We start from the raw sequence: 22,034 nt of genomic DNA, 5'->3' as shown, positions 1-22,034 counted from the left end.
GGAGGGAACGAGGATGTCCAAAATGCTCAATGACAGTCAGACCGCAAGTCCCGCCGCTTCCTTGAGCTATGAGGAGATGAAGAGGCAAATTCAGGCGTTGCTGCCCGCGCCTGTTGCGTTTTCCGATGATCAAAACCTGATCGAGCTAGGGCTGGATTCCTTGCAAATGATGAGGATGGTCAACAAATGGCGCAAGGAAGGCGCAAAGGTTACGTTTGCCGAGCTAATCGGTGCTCCTACCTTGCGTGATTGGCAGGCGTTGCTGCAAAAAAGCAGCGCCTCGCTTCCACGGGTGGACGAAAGGAAAGCAGATGTGGCAGTGGAGGTGAATGTGCCCTTTCCACTCACAGATGTGCAATACGCTTATTGGATTGGACGCCAGGATGATCAGCCTCTCGGGGGAGTCGGGTGCCATGCGTACTTGGAAATAGATGGTGTGGGCGTAGAGCCGGATCGATTGGAAACAGCGTGGGACAAGCTGCTGATGCACCATCCAATGCTTCGGGCCAGATTTTTGGCGGATGGACAGCAAGAGGTGATGAGTGCCCCTACGGCCACTGGAGTAGTGGTCCATGATCTGCGGTCTTTTTCTGAGGACGAATTGGCACGGAAGCTAGACCGAATACGGGAGCGGCTGTCTCATCGTCGTCTGGCGGTGGAAGCGGGAGAAGTAGCCGGTATGGAGCTGAGCTTGTTGCCAGAAGGCCGCACCCGCATCCATTTTGATCTGGATTTGCTGGTGGCTGACGTACAGAGTCTGCACATCGTATTACGCGATTTGGCGGCAGCATATGCACGAGGCAGCAAGCCTCTTGCCCCGACCAACTGGAGCTTTGCCCATTATCTCGGGCAAGAGGCAGAGCGTCGGGCACAGGACAGACAGGAAGCAGCCCGTTATTGGCAGGAGCGCCTTTCCACATTGCCGGGAGCGCCAGGGCTGCCGCTGAAGGAAAAGCCGGAAATGATTAAGTCGCCTGTTTTTACGCGACGGACGCATTTCATGAATGCAGCCGATTGGGCACTTTTGCAAAAACGATCCGCAGCACAGCGGGTCACACCAGCGATGGTGCTGTTAACGGCTTATGCAGAAGTACTGGATCGTTGGAGCACCCATTCGCAGTTTCTCATCAACATTCCGCTATTCGATCGCCAAACCGGAGACGCTGGCATTGAAGACGTCGTTGCCGATTTTACCAATCTGCTACTGCTTGCGGTTGATATGCGGGAGCAAACCTCTTTTCTGGCGCGGGTGCGAGCTGTCCAATCGCAGTTTCATCAGGATGTAGCACATGCGGCTTATTCCGGGGTTCAGCTACAGCGCGACCTGGCGCGTGTCCGTCAGGGAGAGCGGGATTTTGCCCCTGTGGTGTTCGCGTGCAATTTGGGTACGCCACTGATTAATGACGAATGCCGAGACACACTGGGCAAGCTCTCTTACATGATTTCGCAAACGCCGCAAGTATGGCTCGATTTCCAATCGTATGAAATGGACGGTGGGCTCCTGCTGGCATGGGATGCGGTGGATGAGCTGTTTCCTGACGGGATGCTTGACCAAATGTTCGGCGCTTTTTGCCAGCTGATGGACTCCTTGGTGACCAAGGACAATGACTGGCTAGCCACATCCGTGCTGCTTCCCGATTTGGAACAGAAGAGGAATGATCAGGCAGTATACGATTTACAAATGCAATCGAGTCGATGCTTGCACAGTGCCTTTTTTGCCTATGCAAGAGAGAATCCGCACGAGCTGGCAGTAATCGATAGTCATGCTTCTACTACTTTTTCGTATGGCGAGTTAGCGACGTACGCGTTGCAGATCGCAGCGTATCTCCAAAAGCAAGGCGTTGAAGCTGGAGAACCTGTGGCAGTCAGCCTGCCGCGCGGAATCGATCAATTCGCTGCGGTTCTTGGTATCGTGGCACGAGGAGCATGCTACGTCCCGGTTGGAATCGGGCAGCCATCTACAAGGCGTGAGCGCATTCATCAAAAAGCGGGGATTCGCTATGTGCTGACGGATACGGAGCTGGCGCAGACGCTGGAGTGGCCAGAAGACGCAGTTGTTCTGTCAGTTGCAGATGCGTTGAATGTTTCACCGCTTGCCGAACCCGTACCGATTTCTTTTGACAGTCTTGCCTACATCATCTTTACTTCTGGCTCCACGGGTGAACCAAAAGGGGTAGAAATCAGTCATTCCGGGGCTTGGAACACCATTGCAGAGATAAACAGACGCTACGGAATCGGGCATACGGATCGGATTTTGGCGGTTTCCTCGCTTGATTTTGACCTGTCTGTCTATGACCTGTTCGGATTGCTCAGTGTAGGCGGCTCGATTGTACTCATTGGCGAAGAGTTGCGACGGGATGCGGCTCATTGGGCGAGACTGGTGGATCAGCATCAAGTGACGCTGTGGAACTCTGTGCCCGTGTTGCTCGATATGCTCTTAATTGGTGCGGAGAGCGGACCGTACGAGAGCTTGCCGCTTCGCCTGACCATGCTTTCCGGGGACTGGATCGGCCTCGATTTACCGCAACGATTGAACCAGCTCGCACCGAACAGCCAGCTTGTGGCGATGGGCGGAGCGACAGAAGCGTCGATTTGGTCCAATTTTTTTGATGTGACGCTGCCCTTGCCCGCTCATTGGACATCGATTCCGTACGGTCGACCGCTCGCGAATCAGGCTTATCGGGTTGTCGATGCACATGGACGTGATTGCCCTGACTGGGTAGAGGGAGAATTGTGGATCGGCGGAGCAGGTGTGGCAGTAGGCTATAGGGGTGATCCTGCACTGACCGCAGAACGCTTTGTCAACTGGAACGGTTCACGCTGGTATCGGACTGGTGATCTCGGACGTTATTGGCCGGATGGGACCATTGAATTTCTCGGGCGCAAGGACTTCCAGGTGAAAATTAGGGGGCATCGCATCGAGCTGGGTGAAATCGAATCAGCCTTGAAGCAGCATCCGGGGATTCGCGATGCGGTAGTGACAGCAGTAGGCGATCCGCGCGAGAACAGGCAGCTGGTTGGGTATGTGGTGCCAGAACAAGAAAGCGAATCAGCGCTGTTTGATCGTGTAGAGGCTGATCCGAAAAAGAGCGAAGAACTATGGGCAGATGTTATGGATACGAATCGTATGCAGACCTTGTCGGAGCATTTTGCAAGCATCAGACCGGAAGATTCCACCTCGTTTTGGGCGTACATGGAGCAACTTGCTGTTCAATTCATTTACCGCTCATTGGAGATGGCGGGAGTGAAATTTGAGCAGGATGTCAACTACTCCCTCGATGATTTGATGCAGAGCTGCAGGATTCAAGAACGTTATCGCGGGCTGGTCAGACAGTGGCTTCAAACATTGGAGGACGAAGGTTTTGTCCGTAAAGACAAATCGGATGTCTACAGCATCACGCAGGCGAGCCTGACAGAATGGTTGGAAAAGTCGCAGGCGTCCGCATGGGAACAACAAGCACAAGCCCTTATGCGTTACTTGGAACAAGTCAATGACGAAAGTGTTGCCCTGTTGCGTGGCGAGCTTGAACCATTGGCCCATTTCTTCTCGGAGGAAGTAAGTCTGACTCCGAATGATCTGATGCAGATGCTCCCTGGCGCAAAGCATCGTGACAGCGCAGTGTTGGCGTTGGTCGAAAGGCTGGTCCATCGCCTTGGAGAAAGGTCTGAATCAGAACCGATACGTGTACTGGAAATCGGGGCGAGAAGCCTAGCGCTGACGGAATCATTGCTGGCTGTGCTTCCGGCAGATGCGACACATTTTACATGCACAGACACCTCGACTTTCTTTACGAATGCAGCAAAGACGAGGTTCCGGGAGTACCCGTTTGTGCACGATCAACTGCTGGATATCAATCAAAGTCCACAAACGCAAGGCTTTGAAGCACATCAGTTTGACGTTGTTATTGCCGCTGATTCCCTGCATCGTGCGAAAAACATCGGTATGGCCCTCTCACATGTACAAAGCCTTTTGGCTCCGGGTGGCATGCTGATTTTGCTGGAGATGACCCGCAACAGCCGATTGCAGCAAATCAGTACGGCATTTCTCGAAGATGGCTTTACGCATTTCGAAGATGAGCGGCGTATTGAACAACGCCCCTTGCTATCGGTGGAAGCATGGCAGCAGGCCTTGCAGCAGCAAGCCTTTGCAAAAGTGTCAGTTTTCCCGGAACAGAACGATTTTGGTCAGCATGTACTGGTTGCGCAGGCGCCACTTCAAGCCAAGCGCTTCAACGCTGCACAATTATCGGGCTTCCTGAGTCAAAAGCTGCCTGATTACATGGTTCCGACTGCTTTTCTTTTGTTGAACGAACTGCCGCTTTCTGCAAACGGCAAGGTAGATCGGCAAGCTCTGCCGACTCCTGACAGCCTCATGAAGGCCAAAGCAGAAAAAGCGTATACAGCTCCAACGACACCAATCGAAACAGCACTCGCGGCTATTTGGTGCCAGCTATTTGAAGTGGAACGGGTAGGCGTCACAGACAACTACTTCGAGCTCGGCGGGGATTCGCTATTGGCAACCAGACTCAGTGCGATGGTTCGCAACAAGTTGGAAGTAGAGCTGTCGTTAGGGCGCATTTTTGAAAAGCCGACGATTGCCGGACTTGCCCAGCATGTTCAGATGCTTCTGGAAGAAAAAGGGGCATCGTCAGACTTACCAGCAATTGTACTGGCCCCACAGGACAGGCATCAGCCTTTCCCGCTAACGGATATCCAGCAAGCCTACTGGGTCGGGCGCAGTGGTGTTTACGCCTTGGGTCATGTCTCCACGCATTGCTATTTCGAAATCGAAGGGCAGCACTTGGACCTTGCGCGGATCAACCTGGCTTGGCAACGGTTAATTGACCACCATGAAATGATGCGAGTCGTGATTTTGCCGGATGGCTGGCGTCAGCAGATTTTGGAGCAGGTTCCTGCTTACCGGATCGAGGTCACTGATTTGCGGAACCAATCGGCTGAAGAAGCTGAGTCCGAGCTGCAAGCGATTCGGGAAGAAATGTCCCATCAGGTGTTGTCTACGGATGTATGGCCGTTGTTTGAGGTGCGCGCTTCCCGCTTTGGAGACGAACGGGTTCGGTTGCATATCAGCTTTGACAACCTGATTTTTGACGGATGGAGCATGTTTCACCTCTTGAGCGAGTGGACGAGGCTGTATCATGAGCCGGATGCGCCTCTGACACCACTGGATCTCAGCTTCCGCGATTATGTACTCGCGCAAGAAGCGCTCAAATCTACAGAGCTGTACCAACGCGATCTGGACTATTGGATGGATCGTCTGCCTGATTTGCCGCCAGCACCACAGCTGCCTTTGGCGAAAAATCCTGACACGATTATCGAGCAGCGCTTCCATCGTTTAGAAGCCAGAATCAATCGTCAAGCATGGCAGCGGCTCAAAAAGCGGACAGCAGAGGTCGGTCTAACACCTTCCGGGATACTGCTGACAGCGTATGCCGAAACCCTCGGTGCATGGAGCAAGAGCTCGCGTTTTACGATCAACCTGACCCAATTCAATCGATTGCCCTTGCACGCGCAAGTAGGCGAAATCGTGGGTGACTTCACTACGCTGACCTTGCTAGCAGTCGAGTTGTCCGCTGGCGAGACGATCTTGGAACGCGGCCGTAATTTACAGCAGCAGCTATGGCGCGATTTGGACCATCCTTATGTGGGCGGAGTTCAAGTCCAGCGCGAATTGGCGAAGCAAACAGGAGAGCACAACGGTGTTGCCATGCCGATTGTCTTTACGAGCGCATTGGGTGTAGAGCAGTGGAGTGGGTCTGACTCCGATGGCAAATGGCTGGGCAAGCTCGTCTACAACATCACGCAGACGCCGCAGGTATGGCTGGACCATCAAGTGGTTGAGCAAGACGGAGAACTACTGTTGATCTGGGATGCCGTCGAAGGACTGTTTCCAGAAGGACTCCTTGCTGACATGTTTACGGCTTATTGCGAGCTGCTCCATCGACTGACAGAAGAGGATGCGGTATGGCAAGAGTCAGTACCAAGCCTGATCGCTGTTCCTCGACTGGAAGAAAGAATCGCCGCAAACGATACGGCTGCGCCTGTATCCTCAGAGACACTCGTCGGACTATTTGATAAACAAGCTGCATGCCAAACCGATCAACCTGCCGTGATCTCTACTCAGCGGATGTTGACTTATGGGGAGCTCGCCGATGCTGCTGATCAAATCGCGAAGTGGCTGCGTTCACAAGGAGCTCAACCGAATACGTTGGTCGCTGTCGTGATGGAAAAAGGCTGGGAGCAGGTCGCAGCCACGCTCGGGATTATGAAGTCCGGGGCCGCTTATTTGCCGATTGATCCGCTGCACCCAGAGGAACGACGTTCTCAGCTTTTGCATGATGGACAAGTACAGTTCGTGCTGACGCAGTCTTGGCTGGATGAGCGATTGGGCTGGCCTCTGGATGTGGAGCGGCTGATTGTGGACCAGATGATGGCAAGGGACGAGGCAAGCACGGTGAACCCAGTGGCACCAGTTGCCGGGCAGCCGGAGGATTTGGCCTATGTCATCTATACATCCGGGTCAACAGGCCTGCCAAAAGGAGTCATGATCGACCATCGAGGCGCAGTCAACACGATTGAAGATATCAACCAACGATTTGCAGTGGGGGCGCAAGATCGGGTGCTCGCTTTATCCAATCTGAATTTCGATTTGTCGGTCTATGACATTTTCGGCATGCTTGCCGCGGGTGGAACGATCGTCATGCCAGATGCTGATAAAGCCAAAGACCCTGCACACTGGCTGGAGTGGCTGGAAGCCGAGCAGGTGACGGTGTGGAATACAGTTCCGGCGCTGATGCAGATGCTGATCGAATACGCCGTGGGGAGAAACCTTCACTTGCCGCAATCGTTGCGTCTCGTCTTGCTGAGCGGTGATTGGATTCCACTGGATTTGCCAGACAAGATCAAGTCGTTTTTCCCTCACGTTCAGGTGATCGGTTTGGGCGGCGCAACGGAAGCCTCGATCTGGTCAAACCTTTTCGCAATCGAAGAGATCGACCCTAGCTGGAAAAGCATTCCGTACGGTCGTCCCATGGTCAATCAGCGCTACCATGTGCTGAACGAATCGATGGGGGATTGCCCCGTTTGGGTGCCGGGACAGCTGTTTATCAGTGGCATTGGGCTCGCCAAAGGCTACTGGAGAGATGAAAACAAGACAAATGAAAAATTCATCACGCATCCGCGGACAGGAGAAAGACTGTACCGCACGGGGGATTTGGGCCGTTACTTGCCAGATGGCACGTTGGAATTCCTCGGTCGGGAAGATTTCCAGGTGAAAATCAGAGGGCATCGGATTGAGCTGGGCGAGATCGAGACGGCACTGAAACGCCATGAAGGGCTCAAAGACGTTGTCGTGGCCGTGCCAGATGACGGTGCGGATGAAAAGCGCTTGGTCGGGTATGTGGTGGTGGATCGTGAAAAGGATTCCGCGTTATTCGAAACAGAGCAGGCCGACCCCGCTGCAAGTGCTGCTCGATGGCAGGCGATCAACAGCATGGGTCACGCTCAGGCCGATACCATACCTGCAAGTGTCGATGTGGAAGTCGTTAAGCAATTCCTGATGGAGGCTGATCGTGTAAGCACCACCTACATATGCCGCACGCTGGAGCATATGGGGATGTTCGCGCAAGTTGGAGAAAGCACTTCAATTGCGGAGCTCTTGCATCGTTTTCAAATTCATCCCCGTTATCAGACTTTGCTTGCGCATTGGCTGGGAGTGCTGGCAGAAGAGGGCTTGCTGGAAAAACAAGCTGCGGGTACGTACGTGAGTCTGCGTTCATTGCGTGAAGGTGTGCCGGATGTTGTTCTGTCAGCTTCCCCGCTTCGTACGGAAGCAGCACGTGAACTCGAAGCCGTTTTCCGCCGCGACTATCCGTTGTTTATTGGTCTGTTAACTGGTGAGCTCGATCCGTTGGAGCTCTTTCTGGCAGACGATGCCTTCTTAACACCTGCTGGATTGAGCCGCTTTGACCTGACGCGGGAGTTTTACAGCAGTCTTGCCAGGACGATGTTCGGCAGTATCGTAAACCACCACCCGTCTGACAAGACACTTCGGGTGCTAGAGCTTGGCACGAGGGCCGGAAGCTTGACGCAAACGCTGGTGTCCACCTTGCCTGCAGAACGCAGTCGCTATTTATACGTCGACGAGTCCTCCTTTTTTACCGACAGGGCAAAGCAGGAGTGGGGAGAGCAGGCCCCGCTGGAATACGGTCAGCTTGACATGAACGTAGCACCGCTTGCGCAAGGCTATGATCCGCATTCGTTTGATGTCATTGTTGCGGACAATACGCTGCATCGCTCCCGTGATATTGGGAAAACGATAGCGTACTTGAAAGGGCTGCTCGCACCTGGGGGGCTTCTGTTCCTGGTCGAGTCGACGCGCAACAGTCGTCTGCTGCTGACCACTGTTGGCTTCTTCGAGGATGGGTTTAGCCATCTGGAGGATGAGCGAAAAGCCAATCATCTTCCTCTGCTTACGGTAGAGCAATGGCGAGCGGGCTTGGAACAACAAGGCTTCGCTAACGTCCTCGCCATTCCGGATAAAGCTCAGGTCGCAGAGGCGTTCGAGCGCCATCTGATTGTGGCGCAAGCACCGGAGGCGGTTCGCTTGTTCCAGCCGGAAAGATTGTCCGAGGCCTTGCGAAATAGCTTGCCTGACTACATGGTGCCAAGCGAGTACGTGCTGCTAGATGAACTCCCGCTATCCGCCAATGGAAAAGTAGATCGAAAGGCAATCACAAAGCTTGGCAAAAGAAAGGCAAGTATGCCGAAAAAGACGCATGTACCGCCTTCCACCGAGCTCGAAATCAAGCTCGCCAAGGTCTGGGAAGAGGTGCTTGGTGTAGCGGAAATCGGCATCCACGACAACTTTTTTGCGCGAGGTGGAGACTCATTGCGCGCGATCCAATGCCTCAATCTTATCAAAGAGAGATACCAGATTGATTTGTCTCTGCAAAGTTTGTTTGAAGCTTCCACGATCTGCACCCTTGCCGAGCTGATCAAGACGAGCATACAGGTAACGGAAGATCTCGCAGCGGATTTTGATGAGGGGACCATTTAAATAAAGAAAAACCGCCGAGGAGAGAGGTGGGCTGCGACTCAGTGGCAGGCGCAGCCCCACCTTTTCTTGGAAGAAGAATGCGGAGAGCAGGCCAGGAGGAAGAGAACATTGGGTATCAAAAAGATTGGCATTTTGGGAGCGACAGGTGTTGTAGGCCATACAGCCTTTCAAACGATTTTGTCTAGGACGAACAATCCGATTTTGCTGGGCGGTAGGAATCCTGAGAAGCTAAGTGAGCTTTTTACTGGGACGGATGGTAGGCTGGAATGCCATCAGGTGGATGTATTCAACGAAGAGGAACTGCATGACTTTTGCAGCCGAGTTGATCTCGTCATCAATTGTGCAGGGCCCTCCAAGCAAATCGTTGATAAAGTTGCCGTCGCATGCCTCAAACATGCGGTTCATTACGTAGATGTGTCCGGAGATGAGCATCTGCATCAACAATTGCTCACGCGAAAGCAGGAAATCGAGGAAAAGGGACTGCTGTTTATCATCTCTGCTGGCGTTTACCCGGGGCTGTCGGAAGTTTTCCCAGCTTACGTCGCTGAAAATGATTTGGACGAAATGGATTTGCTCGAGGTCTTTTTTGCAGGACAGGGCGGGTTTTCACTCAATGCGGCATATGACATCGTCTGCAGCATTGAAGAAGATACCGGATGGGGAATGTCTTACTTCAAGCAAGGCGAGGTTAAAAAAATAGACGGGCCGTTCCATCGCAACTACACGCTGCCGCATCCCGCTGGCAAGCGCGACACGTATCCAGTAGTGACAAAGGAATTCGGTCTCATGACCAAGCAGCATAAAATCGAATCCGCTTATTTTTACAACAGCTATCAAAGCAATGCCATCCTGAATCAATTTGTGATGATCAAGGCTTTGCAGCAATACAAAACCGAGGAACAAAAAAGAGCGTCAGCCAAGCTGCTGCTGGAACAGTTTGAGGCGAAGAAGCCAGGTGTGAAAGATTTTACGATGTTCCACTTGCATGCTACCGGAAAGCGTGACGGCAAAAAAGTGCGAGTCTTCTCCACTCTTCTGTACCCGGGCGACTGGAATCGGATATCTGGCATCATCGCGGCTTCAGTGGCCCACTTGATCGCGGAAGATCAAAACAGAAAAACAGGCTGCTTTTTCGTGGCAGAAGGCGTATCGGCGACACGTCTAATTGATGAACTTCGCGGGCAGCAGGTCGAACTCATGCATTCCATCATGGAAATGAAGTAGGGGTGACGTATGACAAAGAATCGTAAGTTGCGTACCGTGGTATGCGGTTCCCGCTTTGGACAGTTCTACTTGGAAGCGGTGAAGGCATTGCCTGAGCAGTTTGAATTGGTAGGGCTCTTGGCAAAAGGAAGTGAACGCTCGCGTCAATGCGCCGAGCGAAATGGCATCCCGCTGTACACCGATGTCAATCAATTACCTGCTGACATTGATTTGGCTTGCGTCGTATTGCGTTCCACCGTGATGGGCGGCAATGGAACAGAGCTGTCGATCCAACTGCTTGCCAAGGGCATTCACGTCATTTCGGAAGAGCCGATCCACCATAAGGATTTGGCGCTGTGCCTAAAGCATGCCAAGCAGAATGGTGTTCATTTTATGACGGGCGATCTCTACGTACATTTGCCTGCTGTTCGTCGCTTTATTGCTTGCGCTCGTACGATGCTGGCTGTGCAGCCTGCCTTGTATATCGAGGCTGCTTGCGCTACACAGGTTTCCTTCCCGCTCATGCACATTTTGCAGGAAGCCCTCCCTTCTATTCGCCCGTGGAAAATCAGTCATGTCATCAAGGATGAGGGGCCGTTTCAAGTGTTGATCGGACAGCTGGGCAAAATTCCGATTACGCTGCGCGCCCACAATGAAGTCGATCCGGATGATCCAGACAACCATCTGCATTTGCTGCATCGTGTGACGATTGGCGTAGCTGGCGGGAGCTTGTCGCTTACAGACACGCATGGTCCCGTCGTGTGGCAGCCGCGTCTGCATGTACCGGATATTCCCGACATTCACGGTGAGCTGACAGTGTCTCCACCCGCATACATGCTGGAAAACAGTACACATATACTGGGGCCGCAGGAGACGCCGACCTATCGGGACATTCTTACGAAGCAGTGGCCGCAAGCTATCGGACGCGATTTACTCATCATGCGAGATTGGATCATGGGGCAGGTCGATAAGGCTGCGATGGAAACACGCGCGCAGCAGGAGCTATTGTGCTCACGACAGTGGCAAGAATGGACGCAGGCATTGGGATATCCCGTGTTGCGCTCGCATGGCAGCCATGAGCCGTTGTCGTTAGCGTCTCTCGAACAAGCAGCCTGGAGCATTCCGGACGACGAATTCCACGGCACTCCATCACCTAATGATACGACTTTGGCGGAAAACAACGATGTCTTTGCATGCACGGCGTCTGCCGAGAGTGAGCTGAAAGGGATCGATGCTGTGCAGGTAAATACGTGCATTGAGCGCCTGGATGCAGCAGCGGTGGCCTCCATGCTGCTTGCGCTGCAATCTCAAGGAGCGCTGACAGCGGGACAACATTCCTATACGACATCAGACATTTTCATTGCTGCAAACGTAGCAGAACGTCATCAACCAGTCATCAAGCGCTGGCTGCACATCTTGACGGATCGTGGCTACCTGAAATATGCCGCTGGGGAGTATCAATGCGGCATTCAGATGTCGCGAGAAGAAGTAGAACGACGGTGGGATTTTGCCAAAAACGCTTGGAATGGCAAGCTGGGCTCACCGCTCGTCATGGACTATCTCAAGGACAATGCGGATCGGCTGCCACAGCTGATGGATGATACACAGCAAGCTGCTTTGCTGCTATTTCCTGAGGGTCGCATGCATGTTGCCAATGCGCTTTATCGGGAGACCCTTGTGGCGCGTTATTTGAACAAGTCAGTCGCAGAAGCCGTAGTGCGGATCGCGTCTACGACCAACTCGCTTCGCATCCTGGAGGTAGGCGCTGGGACTGGAGCAACTAGTGATGTGGTGGTGGACCGCCTGAGGGCGTCTGTTTCCAAAGGACTGAATGTAGAGTATGTGTACACGGATGTGTCCCACTTTTTCTTATCCTCTGCACGTGAACGGTACAAAGATTGCCCATGGATGAAATATCAGGTGGTTGATATCGACAAAGATTTGACTGCACAAGGCCTCACAGAAGGCAGCTTCGACATCGTGATTGCGGCAGGGATGTTGAACAACGCGCGGGACACGGATGAAGTCATCCAAGGGCTGTTGAAGACCCTTGCTCCGGGAGGCTGGATGATTATTACTGAGCCAACTCGAGAATTCGTAGAAATGCTCATCTCCCAAGCTTTCATGATGACTCCACCAGTAGATGACAGGAAAAATACGCAATCGACCTTCATGACTGTCCAGCAGTGGCTCGATGTTTTTGAAAGGGCAGGCGTCAAGGAGCTTGCGGTCTTGCCTGAGGAATCTCACCCATTGGCACCACTTGGACAAAAGCTGTTCCTCATCAAGAACAACATCGATGTTGGCGTACGTCAGCAGCTTTCCCCAAACGAAAACGAAATGGCCAAGCTCATTTAAATAGGAGAGTGTGCATATGCCCCAAAACCTCAAGACGAATAGCGTCGAGCTCTTGATGCGCCTACGCAGAGATGGAATTTTTTTATGGGAGGAAAATGGGAGCCTGCGTTACAGAGCCCCAAGAGGAACACTTGCAGCCGATGATTTACAGGCGTTAAAAGAACAGAAAGCAGGCATTCTCGCTCTTTTGCGAGCCGAATCCCAACCGGTGACAGTCGTACCAGATCCAGCAGCGCGATTTGTGCCTTTTCCCCTGACAGATGTGCAGTCTGCTTATTTGCTGGGTCGGTATGAGCTGTTTGGCTATGGTGGCGTAGCGTGTCATATCTACATGGAGCTGGACTATCCCGAGCTTGATCCGAAACGGGCGGAGGATGCGTGGAACCTGCTCATTGCAAGACATGACATGCTGCGTGCAACTATTGATCAGAACGGTCAGCAATGCATTCTGGAGAAGGTTCCGCATTTGACGATTACCTATACGGATACGAGTCACATGGATGAGCAGGAGGCAGGAAAAAGGCTCGATGACATACGCGAAGCGATGGGACATCGCGTGTATGATACAGCCAAATGGCCGTTGTTTGATATCGGCTTGACGAAAACGAGCGACAGGGCTGTGCTCCATGTATCGATGGAATTTCTCATCGCGGATTGGGCGAGTATTTGGCTCTTGCTAGGTGAGTTTGAGGCCCTTTACAAGGAACCGGGAAAAACATTGCCCGTTTTGCCGATTACGTTTCGCGATTACGTCTTCGCCGAACGCAGCCTAAGAGAGACCACGGCATATGGCAGAGACAAAGCCTACTGGCAGCAACGGATTGATGAATTGCCACAGGCTCCAGACCTGCCAATGACGAGACAGCAGACCCATAATGGAGACGCACGCTTTCGCCGTCGCTTCATTCGCTTACATAACACTTCGTGGGATGCTTTTAAGCAGCGTGCCCAGCAGCGAGGTTTGACGCCAACCTCCGCCGTAATGACAGCCTTTGCCGCTGTGATCGAGCGCTGGAGTCGAAATCGTGCGTTTTGCCTGAATTTGACGTTGCTGAACAGACAGCCGCTTCATGAGCGAGTCCATGAGATTGTCGGAGATTTCACGTCCGTCAATTTGCTTGCGGTTGATTGGGGATTGGAGCGTTCTTTTCAGGGGCGGGCGAAAGCCATTCAAAAGCAGTTGTTTGAAGATTTGGATCACCGTTTGTATTCCGGCGTGGAGGTCATGCGCGAGCTAGCACGGAGGCGCGGGCGTGAAGCCGCTCTGATGCCAATCGTCTTTACGAGCGCGATTGGGTTAGTGGAACCAGTGGAAGGCGGACAGCTACAGGGCAAAATTGCTGGGCACGGAATCAGTCAAACGCCACAGGTTTTCATCGATTGCCAAGCCATGGACAGCTCAGCAGGCTTGCAGGTGAACTGGGACGTACGTGAGGGCGTTTTCCCAGAGCATGTCGTTGACGACATGTTTGATACTTTTGCAAAATTACTGCAATCTTTGGCGGACAGCGAGCAAGTGTGGGAGGGAGTTGACGAAATTACGTTGCCAGACTGGCAGCGGGAAGAGCGTCAGCAGGTGAATGCAACCACAGCACCTTTACCTGAGTACGCCTTGCATCAGCCAATCGTCACACAAGCAATGTCGACGCCAGATCGTCCGGCTGTAATTGACAGTGAAGGACAGATTTCCTACGCGGAACTTGTCAAACGAGCTGCCGCAGTAGCAGGGAAGCTGAAAGACCTGGGCTGCCGAGAGCAGGACCGTGTCGCCATCGTGATGGAAAAAGGTGCGCATCAAGTCACAGCCGTGCTCGGTACTTTGTTTGCCGGAGCCGTCTATGTACCCATTGATCCGAAGCAACCCGAGATGCGCCGACAGGCCATGATGGAACAGGCGGACATCCGCTATGCCTTGACGGTATCTACCAACCAGTTGCAATGGTCTGACTCCGTTCAAACGATTGCAGTGGATCAAGTGAGCCCGCAGCATGAACCATTGATACTGCCTGACCTAAACCCGGATTTGCCTGCGTACATCATCTATACATCTGGCTCCACGGGACAGCCCAAAGGGGTCGTCATCAGCCACCGCGCAGCTGCAAATACGATCGAGGACATGCTACGTCGTTTTGCGATCACGGAAAATGATCGCGTGCTTGGCCTTGCCCAGCTGAGCTTTGATTTATCTGTCTACGATATCTTTGCCACGCTCTCTGTTGGTGGTGCGATCGTGTATCCTCATCCCGACCGTCAAACAGATCCATCCCATTGGACAGAACTGATAGCCGGGCATGACATCACCGTGTGGAATTCCGTGCCGGCCCTGATGCAGATGCTGGTCACGTATTTGGATTCCACGCCAACTGTCAAAGTAGACAGCCTGCGACTGGCCTTGCTTTCCGGCGACTGGATTCCGTTGACACTGCCTGAACGGATGCAAAAATATCTCCCTTCTGCACAGATCGTCAGTCTCGGCGGTGCCACGGAAGCATCGATCTGGTCGAACTACCATCTGTACAAAGGATTGGAAGCAGACTGGAACAGTATTCCGTATGGCCGCCCGCTCGCCAATCAAGGCTTCCGCATCCTCGATTCGCAGATGCGCGATTGCCCGGTGTGGGTGATCGGGGATCTGTACATTACTGGAGCTGGCTTGGCGGAGGGCTATGTGGGAGATCAAAAACTCACGGAGGAAAGATTCTTCTCCCACCCTGTCGATGGAGAGAGATTGTACCGAACGGGTGATTTGGGCCGCTACACACCGGGCGGCGAAATCGAGTTTATCGGCCGCGAAGACAATCAGGTCAAAATCAGAGGGCATCGGATCGAGCTCGGTGAAATTGAATCGGCCCTGCTCAAACACCCTGCTGTCGCCGCAGCTGGTGTCGTGCTGGATGGATCGAGTGACGAGCCTGTTTTGCTAGGGATTGTGGAAAGCGCCCGCAAGATGGATCGGGACCTTGAAGCGGAAAGAGCGGAATCCGCGATGCTCGTAAATGGGATCGGTGAAGAAACGGACATCGAGGTCAATCAGCGCATTGTCATGCTTTTGCAACAGATTGCACGACAGCATACGAGCAAGCCTCTTCGGGTATTACAAGTCGGCGCAGGGAACGGCGCGTTGACAGAGCATGTCTCGCAAGCGTTGGAAGGCTATGATGCAGCGTATATACGCATGGATACAGTTGAAGAAGAGTATCGGGCACAAGGATTGGCGCCGAACTCGTTTGACGTGGTGTTCGCTACGGGATCGATAGATAGCTCCGACATGAACAAGCTGAAAGAACTGATTTGCCCGGGCGGGTGGCTCATTCTTGCCAAGTGGACAGAGGAAGAGAATCATCTGCTCGCTCATCGCGTGAAGCTGGACAGGGTGAGGGTGAGTGCTGCAGAGCTGGAAAATTTCCTTTCCCTACACCTGCCTGCCTATATGCTGCCTGCCCACCTGCAAGTCGTAGACGCACTGCCGCTTACCGGGAATGGAAAAATAGATCGCCGCGAGCTGGCAAAATGGCGTCCTGCATCGTCGTTCGGACAAAGTGCTTCTATGGACGCTACAGAGGGGGCTGAATCTGATCCGTTGGAAGCGCAGCTGGCTCACGTCTGGGCAGAAGCATTGGGAGTCTCAAGAATCGGCCGAACACAAAGCTTTTATGAGTACGGTGCAGATTCTCTCATCATGGCGCAGGTAGCCGGAAAGTTGCGCGACAAGCTGGCGGAGGACCCGACACATGCTGCCATCCCCTTTGATGTCTTGCTCCGACAAATGCTCAACTTCCCCACTGTGGAAGCACTGGCTGGCTTCATACACATGCGCAATCAGGAGATGCAGCAGAGTGAGGAAGTCGCATTGCCGAAAAAACGCAACAAGTCGAGCAATGCCGTGCTGATTCCATATGGCGGTGACGAATCTGGGCCGCTGCGCGTTGTATTCCATGCCGTTTTGGGGACGATGGACAGTTTTCGTCCATTGATTGAACAGCTCAAAGCCCAGCAGACAGGAAGCATCCTCGGGATCGCCATTGACGATAGCGAGCGTTATTGCGCACTAGAGCCGTCTGAGCTAATAGAAACGGTTGCCGATGATTATGCCGAATGCTTGATCGACGTTTTGCGTGAAGGAGATCAAAGGCCTGTACAGCTCATCGGCTATTCCTTGGGCGGATTGATTGCCATTGAAGTGGCGAGAAGACTTGGGGAGCAAGGCGTCCCTATTCTGGACTTGGTTTTGATCGACATTCCCCCGATCCTGACAGAAGTGAATGACGAGCTCTTGATTGAGGCACTGTTTGTTCCAAACCTGAACATCACGCTGGAACAGGCTGATTTTGGAAAAGTGGATGAGCATGATTTTACCCGAGCGATTTTGCAGCTTGTAGAAAAATACGGGGATTGCATCCCACAAGGCTCAGCGTGCACCATCAGTGGAGACGAGGGGCTAGACCAGGTGGGAGAGATTTTCCGCAAATTATCCACGTTTGACAGAAGAGAACGCTTCACTGCTTATGTCCATGCGCAAGGCAAAACATCAGGGGAACAGATGCCAGTGGAAATGGCAGAGGGCTTGTGCAAGGTGTTTGGGCAGAGCTTTAAAGCAGCTCGCTTTACTCCTTTGCCCTATATGGGAGACATTCGCTTCCTGCTGGCTCGCGAGCCGTTTCAATTTTTGCCAAGCACGAGCGAACAGACCATCGCTTTTTGGCAAGATATATGCATTGGAGAACTGGAAGTGACAGAAATCGCCGGTAACCATTACAGCTGCATGGTAGGAGAGAATGCGGTCAAGCTGGCGGAGCTGTTGGCAATACCACTTAGCACCAAATAACTTCTTTGGTAACAATCAAGACAGCGGTAGACAAGGAGGACAAAACAACGTCCTTTGTCTACCGCTGTTCCTTTTCCTCTCAGCAAGAATCATTCCTAAAAAATAGAAACCCTTCTTTGTTCATCACGTATTACTACAGTGAAATCCAGCCCGAACAAAGTGAGGTGCCGTACAATGGCAATAGAGATATCGAAAGTAAGTACTTCAAAAGGGAAGATTCAATATCATTGTAGCGGAAACGGCAAGCCCAATATCGTTCTCATTAACGGTGGCTCAGGACCCATAGAAGGTTGGATGAGAATACTACCTGATCTTTCAGAGACGTCATCTGTATTTTCCTATAATCGATTTGGTGTTTCGGGTAGTGATAAGCCGCAAGAACCCCAAGATGGACTCACGATTGTAGAAACGTTACGGGAGACATTAAAGATAGTAGGTTTTGAACCCCCATTTTTGCTAGTCGGACATTCATTAGGGGGACTATATGCAAATTTGTATGCCAGGCGTTACCCAAACGAAGTAGCTGGAGTCGTCTTTTTAGAATCCAGCCATCCGAAAGATATCGGCCTTGAAAAATATCAAGGTAAGGTAGTCAAAACCATTAACAAAATGTTCGCCATGTTTGATTCCTGGTCTTCCCATAAACAATACAATGAAGTTCATTTTGTCAAAAAAACAGTGGAACAAATCCATGCCATCGATTATTTTCCCGACATACCTGTTTATGTGATTACAGGTGGAAAAGAAAATCGTATGATGCCAGAAGAAGTACGCAAAAAACGAATCGAGCATCAGTTGGAACTGCTTTCATTATCAAGCAACAGCAAACATATCCTCGCTGAAAAAAGTGGGCATTTTCCTCAATTTACCGAGCCAAGAGTTGTCATAGATACGATCAAAGACTGTGTTAAACAAATCCAACAAAGAACGTTGTAGCGCCAGTTTTTCCATATCCGTTGTAGCAAATGTGTAACGGAGTTTTTCCCCCTATTCGTGGTATCCTGAAGATAGCAGCAATTCCGATCACACAGAAAGGAAGAGGTCCATGTCAGCTGAGAAAGAGTCCCGACTCTGCCAACGCTCCAAACAGATTCATAACCGCACGTTTGTCGTGACCTGCAAAGAGTTTTTGGTGAAGCAAGCAGACTTTCTGTTGGACGTATTCGCCGATGTAGAAGACGAGATTGGTCCTATCAAGAACGGTGCGAAAATTCAGGTAGGATGGACCATTCTGCTGGTTCTTGAACGGGATGGGTATATGGAGATCGCGGCACCGGACTACGACGCAAATCCTTTTTCCGAAACAACTTCTGACCTGTCTGTGTCCTTGGTCGTGCAAATGGCGCAAAACAACTGCTTGCAAACCGTGCGAGCAGAAGGGGAAGCTGCTTTGTTCCAAGATAAAATTGTGGTGGCAAAAGGTGCATTTGAACAAGAACGCGTCTATTTGCAGCGTGCAGAAGATGTTCGAAAAGGTGACTCCGGGTGGTATCTTGGGCCGGTGGAAGGCGAAGTAGACAGTGACCAGCTAGAGTCCTACTACGTTTACCAACTGCTAAAGCTACGTCCGTCTCTTTTGCAAGCATTGGCTCTTCCACGAGGGTATATCGTCGTGTTCCAAGGAGATCAGATTGAAGCAGTTTTGGATGAGCACGATGAAAATGTATGGCCGACACTCCATTAGCGGCTGCTATTTAACTGTGCCGATACTTTATTCACGAGCTGATCCGCTTGCCGCGTCGTTTCGGGCAAACGATATTTGGGAGAGAGCCTGGTGATCCATGCGCATGCAGTTGGTAATGAGATTCCGTGTCCGATCGAGACGAATATCGGTTTAATATTCGGTTGTGTGCGCAAGACTCCACCGATGATCTCACCCTGATCGATCAAAGGGGAATACGCACCTCTTTCCTGTGCGGGTTCTTCGTATTCACCTAACAGTCTCGTTTTTCCACAACCGATGGTAGGCATGTCAAACAGGACGCCCAAATGACTGGCTAGTCCGAATCTTCGCGGGTGAGCGATCCCTTGCCCATCGCAGACGACGAGCTGCGGTGTTGTTTTGAGCTCCTTGAATGCACGCACCAACGGAGGGAGCTCTCGAAAAGAGAACAAGCCGGGAATATACGGGAATTCGACGGTGTCTTGAATGACGACAGACTCGACGACTTGCAGGGAAGTGGAGTCGAGGATCACGACACCAGCGACTAACAAATCAGACTCGGCATGATAGGCGACATCTACTCCGGCGATAAAGCGTACGTCCGCTAGTTGATCTTCTTGTTTCACTTGCTGGGCGAGTTGTCGCTGCAGGTTGATGGCCTCTTGCTCATCAATGTTCCAAGGATGTTGGATAATCGGCTCCATCTGGTTACCTCCGGATGATAGAAGATTTGTTCATTATATCCAATAGAAGCATTGCGCTCCAAGTCTTAGGAACAATCCTGAGAAAATACGTTGACTTCTCGGATGAAAAGCACTATTTTGTAACCGACAGAATGATCATGTTCGAGATGGAACTAGGAGGGCTCGTCGTGAAAATCGCAGTAGTAGGAAGCATCAATATGGATCTCGTAACCCATGTACATCATTTGCCCAAAGCAGGAGAAACGATCGCAAGCCATCACTTCGAGCTGATCCCGGGTGGAAAGGGAGCGAATCAGGCAGTAGCAGCATCTCGCCTGGGGGCGCATGTCTCCATGATCGGAATGGTAGGAGAGGATGAGAACGGCCGAGTTATGCTGGGAGGGCTAACGGATGCGCACGTTCACATAGAGGGGATCAAATGCTCGGGTACAACAGGCATGGCTTTTATCAATGTAAGTGATGATGGCGAAAATAACATCGTGCTCGTACCTGGTGCGAATGCGCTCGTCAGCACCGAGCATATTGCAGACAATGAGTCTATTTTAAAGGACAGCGACGTCATATTGCTCCAACTGGAAATCCCGATGCCTGTCGTGGAATATACAGTCAAAGAGGCTGCTCGACTCGGCAAGCTGGTCATTTTAAATCCGGCACCTGCACGCGAGCTATCCAGTCAGCTATTAACCCATGTACATACCTTAACCCCAAATGAAACAGAGCTATCTATTCTCACGGGAATGCCTGTATCCACGATAGATGAAGTGCAGGCCGCAGCCAAAAAGCTTTTGTCTGGCGGACCAAAGCGCGTCATCGTGACGTTGGGGGAAAAGGGCGCTCTCTTGGTAACCGCTGATGAGGCGACCCATATCCCAGCTTTCCGTGTAGAGCCAGTGGATACAACTGCGGCAGGCGATTCCTTTACCGCTGCTTTTGCGGTCGGGATCACGCAAGGAATGACAGAAACCGAAGCGGCCACTTTCGCCAGCAAAGTAGCAGCGATTGTCGTTACACGGAACGGCGCTCAACCATCCTTGCCTACTTTCGATGAAGTACAAGCATACTCTTTTTAATGGGGGAGAATAATGGAGAAGGTCAATTTAGCTGAAAAGTTTACGTTATTCCATGAGTATTGGAATCCCAAAATTGCAGGAGAAATGAATGATTCCTATGTAAAGCTAGCGAAATTAAAAGGAGAGTTTGTCTGGCATCAGCATGAAAACGAGGATGAGATGTTTTTCGTAGTGAAAGGGCAACTGCTTATTAAGTTTCGTGATAAAGATGTTTGGTTAAATGAAGGAGAATTTCTCATAGTTCCAAAAGGTGTAGAGCATATGCCAGTTGCAGAGGAAGAGGTTCATGTATTATTGATTGAACCAAAGACGACGTTGAATACAGGAGATCAAGTAAACGAAAAAACAGTAACAGATTTAGAGTCGATATAATCAATGATCAAGCCTATTTTGAGAGATGATTTTCAAAATGGGCTTTTTCTATAGGCATGGTCTACAGTTTCAGATGTTTCAATTGTTGACCGAACGGTACATAATGTGTAAGATTTCCATAACAGTTGGAAACGAAAGGAGGATTCCGGTGAGCAAACGCGGCAGACCTCGTGATTTTGATTACAAGTCCATCGTAGATGTGGCCATGAAAACATTTTGGTCAAAAGGCTACAATGGTTGTTCAACACATGATTTATGCAGTGATACTGGATTAGGAAAAGGCAGCTTGTACAATACGTTTGGCAGCAAACAGGACCTTTATCTGGCGGTGGTGGAACACTATCACGATACCGGGATTCGTGAACAGCGGGCATTATTGGAAAGTACGGGTTCCGTGAAAGAACGGTTGCAAAATTTTTTAGCTTGGGCATTGGTGGAAGACTTTGAATCTACGAATCCAAAGGGATGTTTGCTGATCAATGCGGGATTGGAACGGGCAAAAGACGATCCCAAGATTGAAGAAATAGTCTCCAGACATGTTGAGCTTTTAAAGCAAGCCATGGAAAAAGTGATGGAGGAAGGCTTGCGAACGGGCGAAATCTCCAAAAAACGATCTGCTGTGGATTTGGCTAGCCTATTTTTAAGCAGTTACTACGGCTTCCGTGTGTTGAATACATCCACACAAAATCGGACATTGGCTGAACAAATCATGAACGGCACTATGGAATCAATCTTCGGCGCGTAAAGCGCTCTTTTTTTGAGT

General features: G+C 51.4%; 10 protein-coding genes. 9 read left to right on the top strand and 1 reads right to left on the bottom strand.

Translation table 11 applies throughout. The annotated features are described in order from the left end of the window. Positions 1-13: 13 nt before the first annotated feature. The 6 genes from ACKKE8_RS23815 (at position 14) to ACKKE8_RS23790 (ending at position 19,146) form a co-directional block, all read left to right on the top strand. Positions 14-9,076, top strand: a complete 9,063-nt coding sequence (locus ACKKE8_RS23815) for an amino acid adenylation domain-containing protein (protein WP_409175195.1) — start codon at positions 14-16, stop codon at positions 9,074-9,076. 108 nt (positions 9,077-9,184) lie between these two features. After that, positions 9,185-10,300: a saccharopine dehydrogenase family protein gene (locus tag ACKKE8_RS23810; protein ID WP_409175194.1), complete on the top strand. Its 1,116-nt coding sequence runs from the start codon at positions 9,185-9,187 to the stop codon at positions 10,298-10,300. Between the two features lie 9 nt (positions 10,301-10,309). Continuing rightward, positions 10,310-12,637 carry a Gfo/Idh/MocA family oxidoreductase gene (locus ACKKE8_RS23805; RefSeq protein ID WP_409175193.1) on the top strand — a complete coding sequence of 776 codons (2,328 nt, stop codon included), beginning with the start codon at positions 10,310-10,312 and terminating at the stop codon, positions 12,635-12,637. A 16-nt stretch (positions 12,638-12,653) separates the two neighbouring features. Further along, entirely contained in the window at positions 12,654-17,462 is a 4,809-nt protein-coding gene (locus ACKKE8_RS23800; RefSeq protein ID WP_409175192.1) for an amino acid adenylation domain-containing protein, read from the top strand. Positions 17,463-17,636: 174 nt separating this feature from the next. Further along, entirely contained in the window at positions 17,637-18,398 is a 762-nt protein-coding gene (locus ACKKE8_RS23795) for an alpha/beta fold hydrolase (RefSeq protein ID WP_409175191.1), read from the top strand. 109 nt (positions 18,399-18,507) lie between these two features. Continuing rightward, positions 18,508-19,146, top strand: coding sequence for a hypothetical protein (locus ACKKE8_RS23790; protein WP_409175190.1), 639 nt, complete (start codon positions 18,508-18,510; stop codon positions 19,144-19,146). Here the strand turns inward: ACKKE8_RS23790 and nfi are convergent. Further along, positions 19,143-19,829, bottom strand: a complete 687-nt coding sequence (gene nfi, locus ACKKE8_RS23785; RefSeq protein WP_409175189.1) for a deoxyribonuclease V — start codon at positions 19,827-19,829, stop codon at positions 19,143-19,145. The genes ACKKE8_RS23790 and nfi overlap by 4 nt on opposite strands. Before the next feature lie 167 nt (positions 19,830-19,996). Between nfi and rbsK the strand changes: the two genes are divergently transcribed. The 3 genes from rbsK (at position 19,997) to ACKKE8_RS23770 (ending at position 22,016) form a co-directional block, all read left to right on the top strand. Next, positions 19,997-20,899, top strand: coding sequence for a ribokinase (gene rbsK, locus ACKKE8_RS23780; RefSeq protein WP_409175188.1), 903 nt, complete (start codon positions 19,997-19,999; stop codon positions 20,897-20,899). A gap of 9 nt (positions 20,900-20,908) precedes the next feature. After that, positions 20,909-21,271, top strand: coding sequence for a cupin domain-containing protein (locus ACKKE8_RS23775; protein ID WP_409179185.1), 363 nt, complete (start codon positions 20,909-20,911; stop codon positions 21,269-21,271). A 148-nt stretch (positions 21,272-21,419) separates the two neighbouring features. Next, positions 21,420-22,016: a TetR/AcrR family transcriptional regulator gene (locus tag ACKKE8_RS23770; protein ID WP_409175187.1), complete on the top strand. Its 597-nt coding sequence runs from the start codon at positions 21,420-21,422 to the stop codon at positions 22,014-22,016. The last annotated feature ends 18 nt before the right edge of the window (positions 22,017-22,034 follow it).

Origin of the sequence: Brevibacillus fortis, from assembly GCF_046196545.1 — a bacterium.
In the GTDB taxonomy this organism is placed as follows: domain Bacteria; phylum Bacillota; class Bacilli; order Brevibacillales; family Brevibacillaceae; genus Brevibacillus; species Brevibacillus fortis_A.
This window is presented reverse-complemented; position numbering and strand designations above follow the sequence as displayed.